This window comes from Acinetobacter sp. SCLZS86, assembly GCF_021560715.1.
GTDB classification, from domain to species: Bacteria; Pseudomonadota; Gammaproteobacteria; order Pseudomonadales; family Moraxellaceae; genus Acinetobacter; species Acinetobacter towneri_A.
On sequence record NZ_CP090864.1, the window covers coordinates 1,406,534 to 1,428,345 of the forward strand.

Annotated in this window: 22 protein-coding genes; 8 read left to right on the top strand and 14 right to left on the bottom strand. The window is 39.8% G+C overall.

Translation table 11 applies throughout. The features are described from left to right. Positions 1–49: 49 nt before the first annotated feature. The 3 genes from mfd (at position 50) to LZP46_RS06700 (ending at position 5,700) form a co-directional block, all read left to right on the top strand. The gene (gene mfd, locus LZP46_RS06690; RefSeq protein WP_236095078.1) at positions 50–3,511 is read left to right on the top strand and encodes a transcription-repair coupling factor; all 3,462 of its coding nucleotides are present in this window, start codon (positions 50–52) and stop codon (positions 3,509–3,511) included. Positions 3,512–3,718: 207 nt separating this feature from the next. Continuing rightward, positions 3,719–4,153, top strand: coding sequence for an HIT domain-containing protein (locus LZP46_RS06695; RefSeq protein ID WP_004976660.1), 435 nt, complete (start codon positions 3,719–3,721; stop codon positions 4,151–4,153). 65 nt (positions 4,154–4,218) lie between these two features. Next, positions 4,219–5,700: an adenylate/guanylate cyclase domain-containing protein gene (locus LZP46_RS06700; RefSeq protein ID WP_236095079.1), complete on the top strand. Its 1,482-nt coding sequence runs from the start codon at positions 4,219–4,221 to the stop codon at positions 5,698–5,700. A 119-nt stretch (positions 5,701–5,819) separates the two neighbouring features. On the opposite strand, the gene fdx is transcribed toward LZP46_RS06700, so the two are convergent. From fdx to LZP46_RS06740, 8 genes are all read right to left on the bottom strand, one after another. Next, positions 5,820–6,158 carry an ISC system 2Fe-2S type ferredoxin gene (gene fdx / locus LZP46_RS06705; RefSeq protein WP_168419041.1) on the bottom strand — a complete coding sequence of 113 codons (339 nt, stop codon included), beginning with the start codon at positions 6,156–6,158 and terminating at the stop codon, positions 5,820–5,822. Between the two features lie 15 nt (positions 6,159–6,173). Beyond that, positions 6,174–8,033 (bottom strand): Fe-S protein assembly chaperone HscA, encoded by a 1,860-nt coding sequence (gene hscA, locus LZP46_RS06710; protein ID WP_236095080.1) that lies wholly within the window; start codon positions 8,031–8,033, stop codon positions 6,174–6,176. Between the two features lie 45 nt (positions 8,034–8,078). Then, entirely contained in the window at positions 8,079–8,594 is a 516-nt protein-coding gene (gene hscB, locus LZP46_RS06715; protein WP_236095081.1) for a Fe-S protein assembly co-chaperone HscB, read from the bottom strand. 100 nt (positions 8,595–8,694) lie between these two features. After that, positions 8,695–9,015 (bottom strand): iron-sulfur cluster assembly protein IscA, encoded by a 321-nt coding sequence (gene iscA, locus LZP46_RS06720; RefSeq protein WP_004976650.1) that lies wholly within the window; start codon positions 9,013–9,015, stop codon positions 8,695–8,697. Between the two features lie 36 nt (positions 9,016–9,051). After that, entirely contained in the window at positions 9,052–9,438 is a 387-nt protein-coding gene (iscU, locus tag LZP46_RS06725) for a Fe-S cluster assembly scaffold IscU (RefSeq protein ID WP_004976649.1), read from the bottom strand. A 104-nt stretch (positions 9,439–9,542) separates the two neighbouring features. Further along, positions 9,543–10,760 (bottom strand): IscS subfamily cysteine desulfurase, encoded by a 1,218-nt coding sequence (locus tag LZP46_RS06730; RefSeq protein WP_136143974.1) that lies wholly within the window; start codon positions 10,758–10,760, stop codon positions 9,543–9,545. Between the two features lies 1 nt (position 10,761). Beyond that, positions 10,762–11,235: an Rrf2 family transcriptional regulator gene (locus tag LZP46_RS06735; RefSeq protein ID WP_004976645.1), complete on the bottom strand. Its 474-nt coding sequence runs from the start codon at positions 11,233–11,235 to the stop codon at positions 10,762–10,764. A gap of 123 nt (positions 11,236–11,358) precedes the next feature. Next, positions 11,359–12,006: a hypothetical protein gene (locus LZP46_RS06740; protein WP_230244753.1), complete on the bottom strand. Its 648-nt coding sequence runs from the start codon at positions 12,004–12,006 to the stop codon at positions 11,359–11,361. 195 nt (positions 12,007–12,201) lie between these two features. On the opposite strand from LZP46_RS06740, the gene LZP46_RS06745 reads away from it, so the two are divergent. The 3 genes from LZP46_RS06745 (at position 12,202) to LZP46_RS06755 (ending at position 15,168) form a co-directional block, all read left to right on the top strand. Beyond that, the gene (locus tag LZP46_RS06745; protein ID WP_178867785.1) at positions 12,202–12,669 is read left to right on the top strand and encodes a phasin family protein; all 468 of its coding nucleotides are present in this window, start codon (positions 12,202–12,204) and stop codon (positions 12,667–12,669) included. A 223-nt stretch (positions 12,670–12,892) separates the two neighbouring features. Next, the gene (locus tag LZP46_RS06750; protein WP_004976639.1) at positions 12,893–13,165 is read left to right on the top strand and encodes an HU family DNA-binding protein; all 273 of its coding nucleotides are present in this window, start codon (positions 12,893–12,895) and stop codon (positions 13,163–13,165) included. 131 nt (positions 13,166–13,296) lie between these two features. Next, a complete protein-coding gene (locus LZP46_RS06755) occupies positions 13,297–15,168 on the top strand; it encodes a SurA N-terminal domain-containing protein (protein ID WP_236095082.1) in 1,872 nt (623 codons plus the stop codon). An 83-nt stretch (positions 15,169–15,251) separates the two neighbouring features. On the opposite strand, the gene LZP46_RS06760 is transcribed toward LZP46_RS06755, so the two are convergent. After that, the gene (locus LZP46_RS06760) at positions 15,252–16,124 is read right to left on the bottom strand and encodes a DUF2797 domain-containing protein (RefSeq protein WP_236095083.1); all 873 of its coding nucleotides are present in this window, start codon (positions 16,122–16,124) and stop codon (positions 15,252–15,254) included. 34 nt (positions 16,125–16,158) lie between these two features. On the opposite strand from LZP46_RS06760, the gene LZP46_RS06765 reads away from it, so the two are divergent. Both LZP46_RS06765 and LZP46_RS06770 read left to right on the top strand, forming a co-directional pair. After that, complete coding sequence (locus LZP46_RS06765) at positions 16,159–16,653, top strand: DUF6231 family protein (RefSeq protein WP_234113584.1); 495 nt, start codon at positions 16,159–16,161, stop codon at positions 16,651–16,653. A 140-nt stretch (positions 16,654–16,793) separates the two neighbouring features. Next, on the top strand, positions 16,794–17,396 hold the full coding sequence (locus LZP46_RS06770) for a YidB family protein (RefSeq protein WP_236095084.1): 603 nt from the start codon (positions 16,794–16,796) through the stop codon (positions 17,394–17,396). A 142-nt stretch (positions 17,397–17,538) separates the two neighbouring features. On the opposite strand, the gene LZP46_RS06775 is transcribed toward LZP46_RS06770, so the two are convergent. From LZP46_RS06775 to LZP46_RS06795, 5 genes are all read right to left on the bottom strand, one after another. After that, positions 17,539–18,594 carry a porin gene (locus tag LZP46_RS06775; RefSeq protein WP_236095085.1) on the bottom strand — a complete coding sequence of 352 codons (1,056 nt, stop codon included), beginning with the start codon at positions 18,592–18,594 and terminating at the stop codon, positions 17,539–17,541. Between the two features lie 353 nt (positions 18,595–18,947). After that, on the bottom strand, positions 18,948–19,361 hold the full coding sequence (locus LZP46_RS06780; RefSeq protein WP_236095086.1) for an HIT family protein: 414 nt from the start codon (positions 19,359–19,361) through the stop codon (positions 18,948–18,950). Positions 19,362–19,404: 43 nt separating this feature from the next. Next, complete coding sequence (locus LZP46_RS06785) at positions 19,405–19,674, bottom strand: YARHG domain-containing protein (RefSeq protein ID WP_070154496.1); 270 nt, start codon at positions 19,672–19,674, stop codon at positions 19,405–19,407. An 85-nt stretch (positions 19,675–19,759) separates the two neighbouring features. Next, on the bottom strand, positions 19,760–20,632 hold the full coding sequence (locus LZP46_RS06790; protein WP_236095087.1) for an NAD(P)-dependent oxidoreductase: 873 nt from the start codon (positions 20,630–20,632) through the stop codon (positions 19,760–19,762). A gap of 13 nt (positions 20,633–20,645) precedes the next feature. Continuing rightward, complete coding sequence (locus LZP46_RS06795; RefSeq protein WP_236095088.1) at positions 20,646–21,740, bottom strand: alpha/beta fold hydrolase; 1,095 nt, start codon at positions 21,738–21,740, stop codon at positions 20,646–20,648. Positions 21,741–21,812 lie beyond the last annotated feature (72 nt).

Below are 21,812 nucleotides of genomic sequence, written 5' to 3' on the forward strand. Positions count from 1 at the left end.
CATCGTGCTAGTATAAGTCCCATGTTGTTAAGACCCTAAAGCTATATACATGTTCCAACACGAAATTTCCCAACTCAATTTAGCTCAACTGAAAGCTGGCGAAAAACGCTGGATTGGTAATCTACAAGGTTCTGCCGCAGCATTATTATTAAAAGAAATTGGTCAGCAGAACCCGCATTTATTTGTGATTGTTGCGCGCAATCAACAACATTTGGCGCAGTTGGAAAGTGAATTAGAATTTTACGGGGTAAAACCGACCATTTTCCCCGATTGGGAAATTTTGCCTTATGACCGCTTATCACCACATCAAGACATTGTGTCGGAGCGTCTGGCGATTTTATCCAATATGCCACAGCAAGGTGTATTATTGGTGTCGGCGACCACTTTAGCGCAACGTGTTGCACCAACCTCATGGGTGTTGGGTGAGCATTTTGATATTCGTGTTGGGCAAAAGTTTGCTTTGGAACAACAAAAACAGCGTTTAGTACAAGCAGGCTATCATCTGGTCGATACTGTCTATGATCATGGCGAGTTCGCTGTGCGTGGCAGTATTATGGATATTTATGCTTCGGGACAAGAAGCACCCATCCGTATTGATTTATTTGATGATGAAGTTGAAACCTTAAAGTTTTTTGATCCAGAAACGCAGCGCACTACCGAAAGCTTGCAGAATTTTACTGTTCTACCTGCCAAAGAATTTCCCTTAAAAGAAGGTCGTGCGATTTTCCGTGACCGCTATGCAGAAAGTTTCCCAACAGCAAATCCGAAGAAGAACCCTGTATATCAGGATGTGCTAGAAGGCATTGCATCGCCTGGTTTAGAGTTTTATTCTCCGTTATTTTTCACTCAGGCTCAGCTTGAAGGCCAAAATACACTATTTTCATACTTACCAAAGCATTGCATTGTCATTACAGATAAGGCGATCGATGACGGTTTAACTCAATTCTGGAAAGATGTGCTGTATCGTTATGAAGACAGACGTCATAATATCGACCAACCAATTTTACCGCCTGAACAATTATTTCTACAACCGAATCAATTATTAGAACAACTGAATCAATTTGGACGTGTGATTGCATCGCCCGAAGCTTTTGAGCAAAAAGCAGGTGTGGTGAACTTAAGCACGCTTGCACCACCACGTTTAGCGGTTGATCCAAAACAAGAGCAACCCTTTCATGCCGTGAAGCAATATATTGATGCCGCCAATCATCCTGTTTTATTGGTGGCAGAAAGTGCAGGTCGCCGTGAAACGTTAAAAGATGCATTACGTGCAGCTTTAGGTGAAATTCCACAAGTTGAGAGTTTTGAGGCCTTTCAGCAGTCTTTACAAGCTATTGCGATTACACATGCACCATTAGACCGCGGCTTGGTCATTCAAGACCAATTGAGCGTAATATCAGAAAATCAGCTGTATGAACATCGCGTGGTGCAGCGCCGTCGTAAACGTCAGCAGGAAGTTTCAGAAGAGTTTTTAATTCGTAGTTTGACCGAGTTAAGCATTGGCGCACCTGTGGTACATATTGATTATGGTGTGGGTCGTTATGCAGGTTTAATTACTTTAAGCATTGATGAGCAAGAACATGAGTTTTTACAACTCGATTATGCCGATGCTGCAAAAGTGTATGTGCCTGTTACCAATTTGCATTTGATTAGCCGTTATAGCGGAGGTGACCCAGACCTTGCGCCTTTGCATAAATTAGGCACAGATGCGTGGAATAAAGCCAAACGCAAAGCTTTGGAACAAATTCATGATGTCGCAGCAGAATTGCTGCATATTCAAGCACGACGTCAATCTAAACCAGGTTTCGCTTTCGAATTGGATCATAGTCTTTATATGCAATTTGCCAGTGGCTTTGCTTATGAAGAAACCTTAGATCAAGCCAATGCAATTGAAGCGACCTTACATGATATGCAATTGGCAAAACCAATGGATCGTTTGGTCTGTGGTGATGTCGGTTTTGGTAAAACTGAAGTCGCCATGCGGGCTGCATTTGTCGCGGTACAGAACAATAAACAAGTTGCTGTATTGGTTCCAACCACATTGTTGGCACAACAGCATTATGAATCCTTTAAAGACCGTTTTGCCGATTGGCCTGTGCGTATTGAAGTCTTGTCGCGTTTTGGTTCAAACAAATCTCATCAGAAAACCATTGAAGATTTAGCAGACGGCAAAGTCGATATTGTGATTGGGACGCACAAAATTCTACAAGAAAATATTCAGTTCAAGCAATTAGGCTTGATGATTGTCGATGAAGAACATCGTTTTGGTGTACGTGACAAAGAACGTATTAAAGCGTTGCGTGCCGATGTTGATATGCTGACTTTAACCGCAACGCCAATTCCACGTACCTTAAATATGGCATTTAGTGGTATGCGCGATTTATCCATTATTGCCACACCGCCTGCACGCCGTTTAGCGGTGAAAACTTTTGTGCAGGAACATACTGGCGATACTGTGAAAGAAGCCATTCTACGTGAATTGTTACGTGGTGGTCAGGTGTATTTCCTTCACAATGAAGTGGAAACCATTGAGCGCAGCGCTGAAACCATTCGTGAATTGGTGCCAGAAGCGCGCGTTGCAGTCGCACATGGGCAAATGCGAGAACGCGAATTAGAGCAAGTCATGCAGCAGTTTTATCATAAAGAATATAACGTCTTGGTTTGCTCGACCATTATTGAAACAGGAATTGACGTCCCCAATGCCAATACCATTTTAATTGAACGTGCAGATAAACTCGGATTGGCGCAGTTGCACCAACTACGTGGTCGTGTCGGGCGCTCACATCACCAAGCTTATGCGTATTTGCTTGTACCATCTATTAAAGGCTTAAAAGGTGATGCTGAAAAACGCTTGGATGCCATTCAGCGTGCCTCAACTTTAGGGGCTGGTTTTATGTTAGCAACCGAAGACTTGGAAATTCGTGGTGCGGGAGAATTACTTGGTGAGCAACAAAGTGGGTCAATGCAAGCCATTGGTTATAGCTTGTATATGGAAATGCTAGAAAAAGCCACCAAAGCCATTCAAAAGGGTAAAACCCCTAACTTCGATGCGCCATTGTCTTTAACTGCAGAAATCAACCTACATATGCCTGCTTTGATTCCAGATGATTATTTGGGCGATGTGCATCAGCGCTTATTGTTCTACAAACGCATTAGTAATACTGATACTCAAGAAAAGCTTGATCATATTCGTATGGAATTGATTGACCGTTTTGGTATTCCGCCACAAGCTGTGAAACAACTCTTTGCGGTGCATCAACTGCGTTTAAAAGCAGAGCAGTTGGGAATCACTAAAATTGATATTGGCACAAATGGTGGTCATATTGAATTTTCACCCGATACGCCTTTGCAAGCCATGAGCATCATTCAAATGATGCAAAAACATCCGACCTATTTCCGTATGGATGGTGGGCAGCGTTTAAAAGTGATGGTGATGTTGCAAGATGCTGAAAAGCGGATTCAATTTATCGCCGATCTATTAAACAGCCTGCTAAAAACGTTGCACAGCTGAGTTGAAAAATGCAAATCTACCGAAATATCACATGAGTAAATTATGAAAAATTTCTAAGAAACCTCTGATTATATGATGAAAATTATTTATGATGAATTTGGTTAAAATTGCACTTTATTTACATGGAAACATGATGGGAATGATACTCAGTGTACTGGGGATGTGATAGTATTACTCATCATTACAATTTGCGTCATTTATAAAGATATGTTTAGTTTGCACCCACAACTTGCTCAAGATACTTTTTTTGTAGGCGACTTTCCTCTGTCAACATGTCGTTTAATGAATGATATGCAATTCCCTTGGTTAATTCTAATTCCACGTGTGCCAGGGGTTACAGAACTATACGAATTAAGTCAGGCAGACCAAGAACAATTTTTACGTGAATCCAGCTGGCTATCTAGCCAATTATCACGTGTATTTCGTGCCGATAAAATGAATGTGGCGGCTTTAGGTAATATGGTTCCACAATTGCATTTTCATCACGTCGTGCGTTATCAAAATGATGTAGCTTGGCCTAAACCTGTTTGGGGTACCCCAGCTGTACCGTATAGCAATGAAGTTTTGGCTCACATGCGTCAAACCTTAATGCTTGCTTTGCGTGGCCAAGGGGATATGCCATTTGACTGGCGAATGGATTAATTGAATTAATTGCCACGCAGCATGCGTGGCTTTTTAATCCAAAATCGAATTAGGCCGCGTTATTCATGTACAATTGGATGAAAAGAGATCCTCAACAATTCGAATTTCTGCATCGTTTAGTCGGGTATGCAAGTTTATCCTTGATGATGGTGGTTTATCACTACACCTACGCCGATACCAATTATCAAATTTATCTTCCATTTTTTCTCACTTTTTTATTACTGATTATTCCTAAATTTTCCCGTTGGCTGCAATATAAATATAGTCGTCAAGTTAAGCGTAATATCCTGTTTATTATTGATACTGTAGTGGTTGCGGCATGTTTGTCTGCGGTACAACTGAATTTGGTACTTACTTTTGCCGCTTTATTGGCCCTGTTATATACCGCGATTTATATTAAAGTTTCTTCTTATTGGGTGGCATTCGCTTCCTTATTGGCAGTCACAGTTTTTTATTTTTGTAATATTTTTATTTTTGGTTTTAACGAATATTTTCAACAAAGCAGTAGTGAGCTTACGATTTTAGCTTTTTTATGTATGATTTTTTATTTTGGAATGGGCAGTGCATATCAAGCGCGTCGTATTCGCTATACTATGGCAAAAAAAGATCATTACTATAGGCAAATGAATCGATATATAGAATTTGCCAATCAACTGAGTCGCTATGCACCTTTACAGTTATGGCAATCCATTATGAAGGGCGAGTCGGAAGCGAAAATCGAATATAAACGAAAAAAATTGACAATTTTCTTTTCAGATATTCAAGGCTTTACTGAGCTTTCTGAAACACTGATTCCAGATGATTTAGCATTCTTACTCAATGATTATTTAAGCCACATGACCGAAATTGCCAAACAATATGAAGCGACGGTAGATAAATTCATGGGGGATGCGATTCTGATTTTCTTTGGCGATCCAAATTCGCAAGGCGTTGAGCAAGATGCTAAAACTTGTGTAGACATGGCAATCGCAATGCGTCAGCAAATGAAATTGTTACGCGAGCGTTGGGTCAAAATGGGTTATCCACCTTTACATATTCGTATGGGTATCAGTACAGGATATTGCCACGTTGGGAACTACGGTGCAGCACATCGTATGGCATATACCATTGTTGGACGTGATGCTAACTTAGCCGCACGTTTGCAAAGTGCTGCAGAAGTCGATGAAATTTTACTTTCAGATGATACTTATAAACTGATTAAAAATGATTATTTGTGTGCGCCAAAAGCACCGATCTTTTTAAAGGGGATTCAAGGCCCTGTAAAAACTTGGCAAGTGATGGAAAAATATGCGGCCAGCAAGTCAGATTATCAGCGTTGGTTTGACTACGAATATAAAGGCTTCCATTTGTTGCTTAATTTGGATGAAGTGCAGAATTTTGAATATCCTGAGCTAATTACCGTATTAGAAAAAATGATTAAAAGAATTCAAAAGCAGCAAAAGCTGACCAACTCACAGGGCATTGTAAAACTTAATCTTGAAGATGAAGTGATTGAACATCCACCTGTTGAAGAAATTGCCAAAACTCATATTCCTGAAAAACACTAAAATTTCTTATCACACTGATCTCGTTTAACTTTTAAATCCTCAAGCTTTTTAAATCTAAAGTCGTGCAATAAAAAACTGCGTAGTAACGCAGTTTTTTAGAATTAGCATCATTTTTCTGATTAATGATTTTCTGAAGCATGGTTAATGGTGTATTTTGGAATTTCGACTTCCAAGTCTTCATCCACAACTTTAACCTGACAAGACAGACGTGAATCAGGCTCTAAGCCCCAAGCACGGTCTAGCAAATCGGCTTCAACATCATCCATTTCCTCTAGGCTGTCAAATCCTTTACGAACCACAACGTGACAGGTGGTGCATGCACAAGACATATCACAAGCATGTTCAATTTTAATGCCATTTTTTAAAAGGCTTTCGCATAAGTTGGCATTTTGTTCGACTTCAAACTCAGCACCTTCTGGGCAGAATTGCGCATGTGGAAGTACTTTAATACGTGGCATAATCTTTACCTTAAATTAGTTTGAGTTTGACCAGTCATCGAGTTTAGTGCCTTTAAGTGCTGCATCAATATGTTGATTCATACGAATTGCAGCAAAAGCATCACTGTGTATTTTAAGCTGTTCAACAGCATGTTCAATGGCTTTAATGTCTTGTCCAGTCAATTCGGCTCCCAACTGCGCTTTGGCAGTATTTAAAGCTTGCAATTGTTCTGGGCTTAAAAGTTGTGCATCTACTTTTAAGGCTTGTTGTAAAGCTTCAAGTTCACGTTGTGCTTCAACTTTGGTTTCATGCAAATGACGCAATTGCTTGTCTTCTTCTGCATATTTGAAACCATCTAGCAGCAAACGCTCGGTATCTGCTTCAGATAAACCATAAGATGGCTTGATGTCGATATTTGCAGTCACACCAGAAGTGGTTTCTTTAGCAGAAACACTGAGCAAGCCATCAGCATCGACTTGGAACGTAACTTCAATACGCGCCTGACCCGCAGTCATTGGTGGAATACCGTGTAGCACAAAACGACCTAAGCTACGACAATGTTCTACCAAATCACGCTCACCTTGTACCACATGAATCAACATGGCAGTTTGGCCATCTTGATAAGTGGTAAATTCTTGGCGACGTGCTACAGGAATTGCAGTATTGCGTGAAATTAAGCGTTCCACCAAACCGCCCATGGTTTCTAAACCCAAAGACAGTGGGGTAACGTCTAATAGCAACGAACCATCTTTGCTGTTACCAATTAGTTGATTGGCGGTAATTGATGCACCAATTGCAACCACTTCATCTGGGTTAATTGTGCATAATGGTTCTTGATTAAATACTTCACGTACAGCTTTTTGTACAGCATAAGAACGTGTTGAACCACCAACTAAAACTACATTTTGAATGTCATCTAGGTCAAGTTTGGCATCGCGTAATACACGTTTGCATACACTAATGGTTTTATCTAAAGCAACCTGAATAATACTTTCAAAGTTTGCGCGGTCTAATTGCAGCGTGTGCTCTAACAGTTTTAATTCAACACTTTCTGCATTGCTGAGCGCTTCTTTGGCTTTACGTGCAGACACAATAAAGTGTGCATATTCTGCATCATCTAAACTTTCAATATTCAGCTGTTTTTTTGCCCATTTTACAATCAGACGATCTAAGTCATCACCACCTAAAGCAGTGTGGCCGCCTGTGGCTAAAACTTCAAAAACACCTTGAGAGAAACGTAAAATAGAAACGTCAAACGTACCACCGCCCAAGTCGTAAATCACATAGTTACGGTCTTGAGCCAAGTTGGTGTCTTGATCTAAACCGTAAGCAACCGCTGCTGCAGTCGGTTCATTCAATAAACGCAATACTTTTAAACCTGCAAGCTCGGCAGCGTCACGTGTGGCTTGGCGTTGAGCTTCATCAAAATAAGCAGGAACAGTAATCACTGCACCATTTACAGGGTTTTGTAAGCTGGCTTCTGCGCGGTCTTTGAGTTGTTTAAGCAATTCTGCAGAAATTTCAACAGGCGTTTTACGCCCTTGAGCTGTTTCAAAAGCTGGCATTTGATTGTCTTCACCCACCAAAGTGTATGGGTGTTGAAATTTGATGTCAGCTTTAGAACGACCCATAAAACGCTTGACTGAAACAATGGTGTTTTTAGGGTCTGTAGTGATAAATGGCGCAGCAGCATTGCCATAATGTGTATTTTGCGCTGCATAATGGACGATAGAAGGCAGTAGCACGCGACCTTGCTCATCATGCAAGACTTTGGCTTTACCAGAAAGAACTGTGGCAACCAATGAATGAGTGGTGCCTAAGTCAATGCCAATCGCAATGCGATGTTCATGCGGTGCACTTGATTGACCTGGTTCTGCAATTTGCAAGAGCGCCATTATGTAAAATCCTTTGCCCGTTAAATATTAAAATACAAACTAAAATTAAAAATCATCGTCTAAATCAAAACTGTCATCATCAAGGAAACGATCTTCAGCTTTGTCTAGGTCAGCCATAACTTTCATGAAAAAGCGTAATTTACGCACAGTGTCACGCGCTTCTGCCCAATCTTCTTCGGCATAGTCAATTTTAAATTCACGGACTAAACCATCAACCCATTGTTGTACTTCAATTTTTAAAGACTTTAAGTCTTCGGCACAACTAGCATCATCCAATTGCTCACGAATTTCCAAGGCGTCTTGTAAAAATTCAAAATCATGGATGGATTGATCGAGATGATAATCTTGCTTTTTCAATGAGAGCAAATATGCAGCACGACTATCTACCGCAGAAAGTTGTTTAAATGCCTGATTAATTTCACTAGATTTAATCAATGCCTCATCTTTGTCTTCGGCTTTGTCGGGGTGATATTGCTGCTGTAGCTTTAAAAATTCAGCTTTTAAAGTAGCGAAATCAATATCGAGTGCAACAGGAAGATTAAACAACTCAAAATGATTCATGGGAGATGGAATCCGCGATTAGTGTGCAAAATTGACTGCATAAATGCAATTAAAACAGTGTATTGTACACTGTTTTAAGCAAAAAAGAGGGAAGTGGCGGTTATACCGTGAACGATTCACCGCAGCCACATTCACCTTTTTTATTGGGGTTGTTAAACTCAAAACCTTCGTTTAAACCATTTTTGACATAGTCCATTTCCATGCCATCTAGGTAAACTAGGCTTTTCGGATCAACGAAAACTTTAACACCAAACTGTTCAAACATTTGGTCATGCGTATCGACTTCATCTACAAATTCGAGTACATAAGCCAAACCAGAACAGCCTGAAGTTTTCACACCAACGCGAATACCTTGACCCTTACCGCGATTCTTTAAGTAATTGCTGATATGAGTTGCAGCATTTTCAGTTAAATTGATCATGAAAACTCCGTTTGTTTTTCCACAAAACTTAATAAATTAAGCTTTGGTCTTTTTGCTGCGATAGTCTTCTACAGCAGCTTTAATTGCATCTTCTGCCAATACAGAGCAGTGTACTTTCACTGGTGGAAGGGCAAGTTCAGTTGCAATATCAATGTTCTTGATCGCTTGTGCTTCATCTAAAGTTTTTCCTTTAAGCCACTCAGTAACCAAAGAACTTGAAGCAATGGCAGAACCACAGCCATAAGTTTTGAAACGTGCTTCTTCAATCACGCCTTCGTCATTGACTTGAATTTGCAGACGCATTACATCGCCACATGCAGGTGCGCCCACCATACCTGTACCAACGTTTTCAGCATTTTTGTCTAAAACGCCAACATTACGAGGGTTTTCGTAATGATCAATTACTTTATCGCTATAAGCCATGTCGCTTCTCCAAACCTCGGGGTCAGCCTTAATATAAATATGGGGGTGAAATTACCTTTATCAATCTAATGGCTTCCTGTCAAAGCCATTAGATTTGGGATGAATTAGTGTTCAGTCCATTCTACTTTAGAAAGGTCAATCCCTTCTTTATACATATCCCAAAGCGGTGAAAGTTCACGTAACTTTTCAACTGCTGCTTTAGTCACAGTTAGGACATGATCAATATCTTCTTCAGTGGTGTATTTACCAAAACTGAAGCGAATTGAGCTGTGTGCAAGTTCGTCTGAAAGACCTAATGCACGTAATACATAAGATGGTTCTAAGGTTGCTGAAGTACACGCAGAACCTGAAGATACTGCAGCATCTTTAAGAGACATCATTAAAGATTCACCTTCAACAAAGTTGAAGCTCACGTTTAAATAGTTGGCAACGTTTAGCGTTGGGTGACCATTTAGGAATACTTGTTCCATTGTGTTCAAGCCATTCCAAAGTTTGTCACGCAATACACGTAAACGGGCTTGTTCAGAAGCCAAGTTTTTGCCTGCAAGTTCAAATGCTTCGCCCATGCCTACAATTTGGTGTGTTGCAAGCGTGCCTGAACGCATGCCACGCTCATGACCACCACCGTGCATTTGTGCTTTTAAGCGTACACGTGGGCTACGGCGTACAAATAGCGCACCAATCCCTTTAGGGCCATAGATTTTGTGTGCAGAGAAGCTCATTAAATCTACTTTTAGGGTAGATAAATCAATTTCAACTTTACCTGCAGCTTGCGCAGCATCGACGTGGAAGAAGATTTTTTTGGCACGGGTGATTTCACCAATTGCAGCGACATCGGTAATCGTACCAATTTCGTTATTCACCATCATCAATGATACTAAAATGGTGTCTGGACGAATTGCTGCTTCAACCATTTCAGGGGTAATTAAACCTGTTTGTGGTTGTGGCTCTAAGTAGGTGATTTCAAAACCTTCAGATTCAAGCTCACGGCAGGTATCTAAAATGGCTTTGTGTTCAATTTTAGAGGTAATAATGTGTTTGCCTTTAGACGCATAGAATTGCGCTACGCCTTTTAGTGCAAGGTTATCTGATTCTGTTGCACCAGAAGTCCACACGATTTCACGTGGGTCTGCTTTGATCAAGTTCGCAACTTGTTCACGTGCATATTCAACTTTTTCTTCTGCTTGCCAGCCATAAGCGTGCGAACGAGAAGCGGCATTACCGAAAGTCCCATCAAAAGTCAGGCACTCCATCATGCGTTCTGCAACTTGAGGATCTACAGGAGTGGTTGCTGCGTAGTCAAGATAAATTGGACGTTTCATGTCAAATACCTGTAACCGATAAAAGAGCTGAATCAAACGGTGCTGTGTTCTGGCGAATGGCAACAGTTTGTACGTTGTCACGCGCAACTAAGTCAGCAAGTGAGATTTTAGCGAGATAGTCGGCAATATGATGGGAGAGTTCCTGCCATAAATCGTGAGTCAAACACATTGCACCATTTTGACAGTTGCCTTTATGGTCGCAACGGGTTGCATCAACAGTTTCGTTTACGGCTTCAATAATTTCTAGCACAGTGATTTCATTTGCACTACGTGCTAAATGGTAACCACCGTTAGCACCGCGAACACTAGACACTAAGCCGTGGCGCTTAAGTTTTGCGAATAACTGCTCAAGATAAGCAACAGAAATAGTTTGACGTGCTGCAATTTCAGCAAGCGTGATCGTTTGTTCAGTTGGCTGCAAAGCTAAATCAAGTAGAGCAGTCACTGCGTAGCGACCGCGAGTTGTTAAGCGCATGATTCGATACACATGATTAGACTAGATATGGATATTGTAAGAATCCCGACTAAATTAGTCAAGTATTTTATTATGATATCGTGCGCGAGGATTTACGCTGTTTTTATTGATATTTTAATGCGTTTAAACGATCCATAAATTATATACTAATAACGTAATTAATAATACTGTTATTACTCCAAAGGCGATGTTAATGCGCTTTTGACGGCGTTCAATGCGACGAATACGGTTTTTATGCTGTTTAAGCTCAACTTGTAAGGTGTTGATCTTAGAGCGTTGCTCATCAATTTTATCTAAAAGTGGAGCAATGCGCTTTTTAGAACCGATCACTTCTTGTTCTTGAGGTGCTTCTTTTAGCCATTGTTTCCAGTCAGCCAAAACTTTGGGTGCACTAAAATGCAAAATTAGATCACGAAACTCATCTTTAAGAGTAATGTCGCCATCTATACGCATGTGTTTAATACTGCGACGATTACCTAAAATAAAGATTTTGAATAAATCCATGAGTGTGGTGCGCACATCCAAATCGACAGCTTGTTCAGGTGCTTTGCTGTCAAATAAGATACCGTTTGGATTGAATTCCACGTATATGTCGAAATAAGGAATATAGCTATTAATTTTAATGGTGATTTTCTGGTCGACAAACTTTTTAGCCTGCAAAGCGACCACACGATCATGTTTCAGAATAAAGCTAAAAATTGTTTCCAGCACAATCATGAGCATGGTCAGCAACAAATGTGGATTATTTTGTCTTTGTTGCGAATCACTCATAAAATCAAGTCCCTAAATTTAAAGTTGAATTCCTTGGTTTGCACTTCGTTGTGAATACATTCTAAGAAGCACAGCGAATAATCTTGCTTTGTAGAACAGTTTAGCAAAACGATCAAGTATTTAATTTGCTATTATGAAGGCATTTTGTAGGTTTATTTCATTTATGTGCGCATAAAATAAGCAGGAGAGAGGTTCATGGAAAAAACGACAGATAGCGTGGAAGAGCATTTGGTTGAACCGGAAACTACATTGAAAAATAAAGATAAATTACGCTCAGGACGTAAATCATCACTCGATTTTCGTAAATATACCAAGCAAATTTGGCTGGCAGGTTTAGGTGCATTTTCACGCGCAGAAGAAGAAGGCAATAAGTTGTTTGACTCTCTGGTCAAAGTGGGTGAGGAATTAGAATCCAAAACTACAGAAATAGCCGATCAAACTGTTGAAAAGGTGTCTGAAAAAGCCAAAGAATCGGTGATTGATACTAAAGATAAAGTCGAACGTTTAATTGACCATAGTGTAAATCATTCGTTAAATAGAATTGGCTTAGTGACTGCAAAAGACCTGCAACATTTAGAGCAATTAGTACTCCAATTGCATGCCAAAGTAGATGCATTGATTGAGGAAAATAAACAATTAAAAGAAGATGTTGCGAAAAAGTAATTCTGTGGAAAGGGGGCTTAAAGGATGTTGCTTTATTATACATCGGGTATTTTAGGGCAAAACTGAATAGAGGCTAACAGTTCCATCGTTTTACCATTTATTTTGCATAAAAGCGTACAGGGAGTATTGCTTTTACCCTCAAAGCATTGCTATAAAGGCGTTACGGTAATTTAAATTAAATCTCTGGACCTTAAATAAACGATATTAAGAGGACGTAATCTTCATGAATAAATCAGAATTAATCGATGCAATTGCAGAGAAAGGGGGGTTGTCTAAGACTGATGCAGGTAAGGCCTTAGACGCAACAATTGCTTCTATTACTGAAGCGCTTAAAGCGGGTGATACTGTAACCCTCGTTGGTTTTGGTACATTTAATGTGAAAGAGCGTGCTGCTCGCACAGGTCGTAACCCACAAACAGGTGCTACACTTGAAATTAAAGCAAGCAAAGTACCAAGCTTTAAAGCGGGTAAAGGTTTAAAAGATTCAGTAGCATAATCTTTTAAAATGCCAAGAAAGCGCGCCAATTGGCGCGTTTTTTATTAATAATGTCAATAAAAGGCGTCAACGCATTCATTCGCTGAGGGTTTTCAGTTAAAATCTCGCACAAATAAAATATTGGAATACTTATGGAATCTTTTCGTAAAGTTATTAAGGGTTGGTTGGGCAAAGTTTTGCTCGTCTTGTTCTTGACCCCTTTAGCACTTGTAGGTATTGAAGGATATTTTAGTGGAGGTCAGTCTGAAGACACTGCACAAACAGTCAATGGTCAGCAAATTTCAAAACGAGAATTAGATAATCTGACCAATTCCTTGAAAGAACAATACTTGGCCTATACCAATGGTGATGAAACACTATTGAATCAAAATTATATTCAAAACAAAGCCAAAGATACGTTGGTTGCACGTACCTTGTTATTACAACAAGCTGAGAAATTAGGGATTTCTTTGAGCGATGCACAAATTGAACAAATGATTGCACAGCAACCGAATTTCCAACAAGATGGCAAGTTTTCTGAAAGCTTGTATGCGAACTATCTGCAATCTGTAGGCATGACCAATCAGGCGCTTGTGGCAAATTTACGTCAAGACCATGCGTTAAAAATGCTCAGTGCTAGCTTTACCGATTATGCTTTAGTTAGCCCATCTGATATTCAGCAAATTGCCAACTTACAAACCCAGCAACGTACTTTGCATTTATCTAGCATTAAGTTAGATGGCTACAAGAAAAACATCACCACAAATGCGCAAGAAATTGCAGCCTATTACGAACAGCATGCGAATGACTTTAAACAGGTAGCCAATGTAGATGTTGATTTTATTGTGGTGACTCCAGCGAATATTGCACCTGCAAATGCGACTGTCACTGAAGCAGAGTTACAACAGGCGTATCAAAAGTTTGTCGAAACTCAAAAAGGTGCTGCTGTACCTACAGTGAAACATATTTTAATCACCACGGATGCACGTGATGATGCCGCAGCAAAAAAACGTGCAGAGCAAGCGGTTGCTGAAATTAAGCAAGGTACAAGCTTTGCTGCAGCTGCGCAAAAGTATTCGGACGATCCTGAGTCTAAAGTTAAAGGCGGTGAGGTTGCAGGTTATGAAGTAGGTGTATTTGGTGATGCTTTTGATAAAGCCGTGGGTAGCTTAAAATCTGGAGAAGTATCACAGCCTATCAAAACTCAGTATGGTTATCACGTGATTCAAACAGAAGGTGCTACGGTTCAGGTGCCTGCGTTTGAAACTCAAAAAGCACGTTTAACGGCGGAATTGCAAAAAACCAAAACTGAAAATGCGTATACCGATACCATCAACAGCTTAAATGAACTTGTGGTGAGCAGTGATGCTTTAGATGTGGTAGCGGAAGAAGTGAAAACAGCAAAAGTCGAATCGATCACTGGTTTAACTTTAGCGTCACAGCATCCTGTTTTAAGTCAGCCAACTGTCAAAGTTAAATTATTTAATGATGATGTGAAAAATGGCGACCGTAACACATCTAGTAACATTACTTTAGCGAATGGTGATGTGGTATGGGTTAAAGTGCGTAATTACCATGCTGCAGGTGTGCAAACTTTGGAAGAGGCAACACCACGCGTAAAAGCTAAATTGATTGAGAAAAAAGCCTTTGATGCAGCAAAAAAAGATATTCAAGCCACATTGGATGCCTTTAAAACTCAGCCTGCAGCGACCGTTTTGGCCAAAAAACAAATCCGTTTTGAAAATGCAGGTACATTCACCCGTGCAGATGGTTTGTTAAAGCGCGAAATTGAACGTGCTGCATTTAGTGTACTTGCACCTAAGCAAGGCATGTGGTCAGTGACAACAGCATCCTTACCAAATGAGTTGGTGGTGGTGGCTGTTTCAAATGTAAACGATACCACATCAAATGCATTAACTGCTGAGCAACTAAAAGAGTTAGCAAAGTTATATCAACAATTGCGTGCTCAGCAAGAGCTAGATGACTATACGCAATATTTGAAATCGAAAGCGAAAATCAAATAAGTACTGAACATCTACAAAAAAACCAGCAAATTTGCTGGTTTTTTTGTGCATCTAATAAAGATTAGGCCAAGCATCTGAAAGACTTATTCAGCGCGAATCTTTAGCTCATAACCTGTGTATTTACGAATGTTGATAACACCTGTATCCAAGAGTAAATATTGCCCTTTAATTCCTTGCAGTTTGCCGCGAATGATCGGGGTTTTATCTAAGTTATGTGATTTAATTTTCTCAGGATACTGGTCTACAGGGTACACAAACTCACGCGGAAGTTCCTGATCTAAAAGTTCTACCGTTTCGTTGAATTCAAGGTTCTGACTGAACTCATCACGAATGGTCTGAATTTTAGGTGCAAATTCTTCAATCAGTTGTTCTCTCACTTCAATTAAATTTAGCGGCTCTGCTTCACCTTTTAGTAATTTGCGCCAGTCGGTTTTATCTGCGACCTGTGTGCCAAACATGACTTCTAATTGCCCAGATAAACGGCGTGAGCCAACTTTCATAATTGGCAAGGCTTGAGTTGCACCCTGATCTAACCAACGTGTTGGCATTTGACCTAAACGGGTGATTCCCACTTTTAAGGCACTTGAATTGGCTAAATATACGATGTGCGGTTGAAAGCAAACTTCTTGAGCAAAACTATCTTCACGACAGGTACCTAAATGATAGTGACAAGTTTCAGGCTTCATAATGCACATATCACAAGATGCTTTAGTTTTAAAACACTTAAAGCAATGCCCTTGCGAATAGGATTTTGGGGTTTTTACGCCACAAGAAACACAATAAATATTGCTAGTCCATTGCAGTTCAAGTTCTTGCCCAAGCTGAAAGGGTAGGTCAATTTCTGAACGGTCTAGAATAAATTTATATTCAACATTTGCCTTTTGTACCTGTTCATCAGTTACACTATGGTCCTTAAGACCTGCGTGCATTTTATGGCAAATGCCTTGTAGTTCCATAAGAATACTCTCTCAAAAATGAAGGAATGCAGTGATGGCTGAAATGCGTTTAATTCAAGCATTGATTGATGATTTATCTCAACAACAGCCAATTTCGACTGCATTGTGTATAGGGCAAAATATTGAAGCAAGCCCGAAGCATAACAATCAAGCGGCTGATGAGCAGCCAACTATCCAATGGCAGTATTTTAGCGCATTGGCATTTTTAAATCTGCCTTTTACCCAACGTTTTGATTTGGCAGTTGTATTTTTGGATGCTTCAGATTTTGCTTCGCAGACGTCGCAACACACCTCGCAAATTTTGGTGAAGCTACGTGACTTATTTGCAAAGCGTATTGTGGTGGTTGCTACGCGTCAAGATGAGCAATTGCTTAGAGCGCTTGGTTTTACGCAATTGATTGAACATCGCTTTGAGGAACATCATTTATGCTTATGGCAATTTAATATTTTGACTTATAAGCACGTACCTGATTGGTTTAACTCAAAGTTTTGGGCAAATCCTGAAAATTGGGATAAATTTCGTTGGTAAGTGCAGGATTAAACTAACAAAAACATAATAATGTTAAATGCTTAACATAAATTTAGGGTATTGCAAAATTTAACAATTTCAAGCGCGAAATTCAGTCAAAACTTCGTATGCTGTCATAAGGGCATGATGAGGAAAATAAAATGACCAATTTAAGCAATATTGTTGAAATTTTAGCAAGGCAGGCACTGGGCGCGAATCAGCAATCTAATCAATCTCAAGGTGGATTGGGCGGTATTTTAGGCTCGGTTTTGGGGCAACTTGGTGGCAATAACCAACAATCTGCACAAGGGGGCTTGGGTGGTATTTTGGGTTCTGTACTTGGTCAGTTGGGTGGGCAACAACAGCGTTCTGCTGCAGGTGCTTCAGGTGCACAAAGTTTATTGATTGCAGTCTTGCCTTTAGTATTGGCATGGATTCAAAAACAGGGTGGGTTGCAAGGCGCTTTAGATAAACTAAAAGGACAAGGCTTAACCAGTCAGGTGGAGGATTGGGTGTCTACAGGCCCAGGTGAAAATGCGCATGTAGGTGCTGAACAAGTTCAAAGTTTATTTGATGATGCCGATGTAGAGCAGGTTGCACAGCAAACTCAGGCGCCAAAGCAAGATATTTATAATGCGATTTCTGCAGTATTGCCGCAAATTATTGATTCATTGACACCACAAGGTGAGCAAACGAGTAAGCAAGAAGCCAATGACGATATTCAGCAAGTGATGAATTTAGTGTCTGGGTTTTTAAAACGTTAATATTGAAAAATTCAGCTTGGTAAAACTGACTTTAATAAACAAAGCCAGCACATTTGCTGGCTTTGTTTTATTTGGTTTTTTAAGCATACATTAAAAAAACACGCCGAAGCGTGTTTTTATGCTTTTTAGGTAGAGGTTAGACTTAGAAGTCGTAACGGAAACCTAAAGAAAGAGCAGTAGCGTTTTCACCCGTTGCAGCGTAAATACTTTTACCATTACTATGTGCTTGATTCCAAGGAGTTAAGTAAGCATTATCGTCATTAAGCATAGTTGCTAAGTTTGCATAAACACGTACCGCTTTGTCTAAACGATGTTCTACGCCAACAGCTAATAAAGTTGAGTTAGCATCATCTGCATCTACATCACGCTGGAATACTTTACCACGTACGTAAGTTTTTGGCGCAACTTTATAGTCAGCTGCTACACCAAATACGTTAGCATCAGCGTTCATTCCAACACCACCATCAATAGTAGTATATTGATATAACACGCCTACATTTAATTCTGGTGTGAATTTATAAGCAGCTGCGACACGGAAACCATCACGTTCAGCACGTGTATCTTCTTCATAATATTCATAAGCGGCAGCAAAATCAACTGGACCTTCTTTATATGTTAAAGCAAGGTCATATGCTTTATCTTTATCATCTTCAGCTTTTGTTGTGCCTTCATGTAGAGATAATGCACCGATTACATTAAAGCCACCACCAAATTTTGGTGATTTATATTCAATTGTATTTTCATTACGTTCGTCAAAACGTACATTTGCATCTTTAGTTACGCGTGTTACGTTACGGATGTCACCCACCATGTCACCAAAGAAGTTGACTGGACCACGTGCAGCTTTAAATGGGCTGTCAAAACGACCTACACGTACTTGACCAAAATCACCTTTTAAACCAACAAAAGTATCGCGCGTAGCAAACTTTACGCCATCGTTATCAACTGAGCCGCTAGCAAAGTTAATTTCTTGCTCGATTTGACCGAAAACAGTCATGCCATTTTCTAATTTTTGTTCAGCTTTAAAGCCTAAACGTGAAGCGTTTGAAGAAAGACCAACTTCGTTATAGTCTTTACCATCATCAAGATAGTCTAAAGATACGTGTGCACGACCATAAACTTTAACATCAGCAGCCATAGCTAATGCTGGTGTTAAGAAGGTTGCCCCAACTGCTAATGCGCAAAGCGTTTTTTTCATGTGTAGCTCCAATACAGACTATTGTTTTTAGTCCTAAACATTGTTCAGAAGTAGAGTTGATCTACCGCTGTTCTCTATTGGTGCTAAGTATTCCTTACAAATGCGACAGTAATATTAAGGAAATATTTCTAAATTATTAAAAAGAACAAATTAGATCAAAAACTTACTTTTATTCGCATTTTTTTAATGACTGAGTTTTAAATTAAGAGAAAAATATATGAAATGAATAACTTAATTGCACACGGATTGACATGTTATTGTCATAAACAACTTTAAAACATGCAGAGTCAAAGCTTGAGACGAAAAAAATGGAGCAGCTGCTCCATTCATTTTGTATGACATTTTTGAAATTTTTAAAGCGCTGCTTTAATTTTTTCTGCTTGGGCTTTAATTTTTTCTTGATCGCCCATTTGTGCAGCATGTTTCCCAAGTTGATGAACCGAGGTTGGAATTAAATGAAAATGCACGTGAGGGACAGTTTGACCTGCACTTGTACCTGACAATTGCATTAACACGATACCATCGACACCCAGAGCTTGCTGCATAGCTTTCGCAATTTTTTGCACAATTTGGATGGTATATGCTGCAGCTTCGGCAGGTAGGTCTAATAAGGTGACTGCAGGTGTCTTAGGAATCACGAGAGTGTGACCATCAGCTTGCGGCATGATGTCCATAAACGCAAGCACTTGGTCATCTTCATACACTTTAATCGCAGGAAGTTCGCCACGTAGAATTCTTGCAAAAATATTTTGATCATCGTAAGCCATTATGATTCCTTAAATTCAGCCTATGCTATTTTTTTCAGAACGATTATTTACAGTTCAGTTCTTTTTGACGTGCTTTGATTGTGTCAAGACGTTGTTGTTCTTTTTCAGAGAACTTTGGCTTTGTTGTATAGCAGTTGTCATTACCAAAACGGGCTTTAGCTTCAGGATCTTTAAAACAGAAGCCTTTTGATGCGTAAATCACATCATGGTCATTTTTAAGTTTTTGACATTCTTGTTCAGATGCAAAAGCAGTTGAACTTGCCCCGATTAAAGTTGCAAGGCTTGCAAATACGGCAATGCTAAACTTGTTCATAAGAGTTTCCTCTATTTAATGATGATGTGACTAGCCACTTAATACACATTATTGGGATTATAGCTGTATATTCAATGGCGAGATCTTACTCTAGGGTAATCTTACTCCATAATTCATACATTTTCACGACAGTGGAAAAATCACTGTCTTTTTCTGAGTTTAAATTTGCTGCTTGAATTAGGCTTTGGGTTAAAGCCAGTACAGGTGCAGGCAAAGCTGCTTCACGTACTAAATCTAATGCAATGCCTGTATCTTTAGCTAGTAAGGGTAAAGCAAAAGTATTTGGAAAAGCACGATTCAGTACTCGCTGGGGCAAAATCATTTCCGTTACTGCACTTTTGCCGCTCGAAGCATTAATACATTGCAAGGCCTGATTTAAGTTTACGCCATGTGCTTTTAAGGCGGTAAAACCTTCAGCTGCAGCACATAAACTCACAGCCATTAACATATTATTCACCGCTTTTACGGCAAAGCCAGCACCAGGTTCACCCACATGCTGAATCACTTTACCAAAAGCCTGAATTGCAGGTAGGGCTTTTTCAAAAGCAGCAGCTTTACCACCAATCATAACCGTTAATGTGGCATTTTCTGCACCAATGGTTTGCCCACTCACCGGTGCATCTAAAAAGTCGACCTGTTGCGACTCAAGTTTTTGTACCATTTTTTTTGCACTTTCGGGTACGCCACTGGTGCAATCGACCCACACTGCACCTGCTTTTAGCTGAACTTGTGCAATCAGGTTTTCAACTTCGGTACTGGTGGGCAAGCAAGAAAAAATAATATCTGCCTGAACCGCTTGAGCCAATTCAACTGCTTGTGTGCCGTACTCAGCAGCATGTTGCTCGGCTTTGGCAAAGTTACGATTCCAGACATAGACCGTATCAAAATGTTTGGGTAAATGCGCTGCCATGCGGTAGCCCATTGCGCCTAAGCCAATAAATGCAACTGATTGAATCATGTTATTGCTCTCTTTATGCGATTTTGCTGGATCGTTGTTCTAACCATGTGGTCAGTTTAGGCCAGAATTCATTAGCACTTTTTTGACTGGACATTAAACCCAAATGTCCACCTGGAATGAGAGTAAACGTGACATCGCTACTACTTGTCAATTCACATAAAGGTTGAGCAGCTTCGGCTGTGACAATTTGATCGCTATCACCTGCACCAACCAAAAGTGAACAATTAATATTTTTAAGATCTATCTGATGTTGTTTAAGTTGAATATGACCTTGTTTGAGCGGATTTTGCAGCCACACATTTAACATCATGTCTTGATTAATCCCACCAGGATAATCAATCATATTATTTAAAAAATTGGCTAAAGTGGCATTTTCATGCAAGGTTTGTAAGTCGTGCAGATTCGAGAGCATCTGTTTATTGCTTTCAAGCCATGCTCTAGGGTCCAAAATCTTAAAACCAATCGCATTGATTAAACCTGGTGTATGAATAAAATGCTTGGGAATTTTTCCTGAATAAAAGGCATGTTGTAATTTAGGGTATTTAGAAATCAGCTTATTGGTCGATTGAAAGAGTTTACCAATCCGCCCAGAAGCATAACTATCTACAGGACTACCCAAAACCATCAAGTTTTTAATATGAGTTGTTTGTTGGTCTGCGGTATAAAGCATGGCAAAAACACCCGCCATACTCCAACCATGCAGTGAAATTTGTTCGACTTTGGCGTGTTGTAAAATGAGTCGAATACAATTGGGGATTGCATCCTTAATAAAAGCCAAAAAATTTAAATCACAATGTTGATAGGTTAATTGTCCCCAATCAACCAAATACACATCAAAACCGCTATGCTGAAAATGTTTCACTAATGAGCGATAAGGGTATAAATCATAAATTGACATGGTAATAGCTAAGGGCGCAATAAAAACTAGTGGCTCTTTATATTGCTTATCTGGCGAAGCGTAATAGCGAATCTGCGCATATTTATAACGTGCCACGATGTCGTATGGCGTGGTCTGAGATAAGATCAAATCACGGCTTTTAAATAAGCGAGTGCTGAGGTTTTTAAGCTTTTTTCGGTGCGGATTAAATTTACGTTGTAGCTGATTCATAAAGTGTTCCATCACACGTGGCGCCAATTTGAATGAAGTCTAAGCGATATTTATACATTTTACCTTGACCTT

What these genes read in the sequence shown, in the direction of transcription:
- mfd (WP_236095078.1), top strand. Translation starts at nt 50, where the DNA reads ATGTTCCAACACGAAATTTCCCAACTCAATTTAGCTCAACTGAAAGCT.
- LZP46_RS06730 (WP_136143974.1), bottom strand. Translation starts at nt 10,760, where the DNA reads ATGAAACGTCCAATTTATCTTGACTACGCAGCAACCACTCCTGTAGAT.
- LZP46_RS06795 (WP_236095088.1), bottom strand. Translation starts at nt 21,740, where the DNA reads ATGAATCAGCTACAACGTAAATTTAATCCGCACCGAAAAAAGCTTAAA.
- LZP46_RS06775 (WP_236095085.1), bottom strand. Translation starts at nt 18,594, where the DNA reads ATGAAAAAAACGCTTTGCGCATTAGCAGTTGGGGCAACCTTCTTAACA.
- LZP46_RS06760 (WP_236095083.1), bottom strand. Translation starts at nt 16,124, where the DNA reads ATGGAACTACAAGGCATTTGCCATAAAATGCACGCAGGTCTTAAGGAC.
- hscB (WP_236095081.1), bottom strand. Translation starts at nt 8,594, where the DNA reads ATGAATCATTTTGAGTTGTTTAATCTTCCTGTTGCACTCGATATTGAT.
- LZP46_RS06695 (WP_004976660.1), top strand. Translation starts at nt 3,719, where the DNA reads ATGTTTAGTTTGCACCCACAACTTGCTCAAGATACTTTTTTTGTAGGC.
- LZP46_RS06785 (WP_070154496.1), bottom strand. Translation starts at nt 19,674, where the DNA reads ATGAACAAGTTTAGCATTGCCGTATTTGCAAGCCTTGCAACTTTAATC.
- iscA (WP_004976650.1), bottom strand. Translation starts at nt 9,015, where the DNA reads ATGATCAATTTAACTGAAAATGCTGCAACTCATATCAGCAATTACTTA.
- iscU (WP_004976649.1), bottom strand. Translation starts at nt 9,438, where the DNA reads ATGGCTTATAGCGATAAAGTAATTGATCATTACGAAAACCCTCGTAAT.
- hscA (WP_236095080.1), bottom strand. Translation starts at nt 8,033, where the DNA reads ATGGCGCTCTTGCAAATTGCAGAACCAGGTCAATCAAGTGCACCGCAT.
- LZP46_RS06750 (WP_004976639.1), top strand. Translation starts at nt 12,893, where the DNA reads ATGAATAAATCAGAATTAATCGATGCAATTGCAGAGAAAGGGGGGTTG.
- LZP46_RS06745 (WP_178867785.1), top strand. Translation starts at nt 12,202, where the DNA reads ATGGAAAAAACGACAGATAGCGTGGAAGAGCATTTGGTTGAACCGGAA.
- LZP46_RS06780 (WP_236095086.1), bottom strand. Translation starts at nt 19,361, where the DNA reads ATGGCTTACGATGATCAAAATATTTTTGCAAGAATTCTACGTGGCGAA.
- LZP46_RS06735 (WP_004976645.1), bottom strand. Translation starts at nt 11,235, where the DNA reads ATGCGCTTAACAACTCGCGGTCGCTACGCAGTGACTGCTCTACTTGAT.
- LZP46_RS06700 (WP_236095079.1), top strand. Translation starts at nt 4,219, where the DNA reads ATGTACAATTGGATGAAAAGAGATCCTCAACAATTCGAATTTCTGCAT.
- LZP46_RS06755 (WP_236095082.1), top strand. Translation starts at nt 13,297, where the DNA reads ATGGAATCTTTTCGTAAAGTTATTAAGGGTTGGTTGGGCAAAGTTTTG.
- LZP46_RS06765 (WP_234113584.1), top strand. Translation starts at nt 16,159, where the DNA reads ATGGCTGAAATGCGTTTAATTCAAGCATTGATTGATGATTTATCTCAA.
- fdx (WP_168419041.1), bottom strand. Translation starts at nt 6,158, where the DNA reads ATGCCACGTATTAAAGTACTTCCACATGCGCAATTCTGCCCAGAAGGT.
- LZP46_RS06790 (WP_236095087.1), bottom strand. Translation starts at nt 20,632, where the DNA reads ATGATTCAATCAGTTGCATTTATTGGCTTAGGCGCAATGGGCTACCGC.
- LZP46_RS06770 (WP_236095084.1), top strand. Translation starts at nt 16,794, where the DNA reads ATGACCAATTTAAGCAATATTGTTGAAATTTTAGCAAGGCAGGCACTG.
- LZP46_RS06740 (WP_230244753.1), bottom strand. Translation starts at nt 12,006, where the DNA reads ATGAGTGATTCGCAACAAAGACAAAATAATCCACATTTGTTGCTGACC.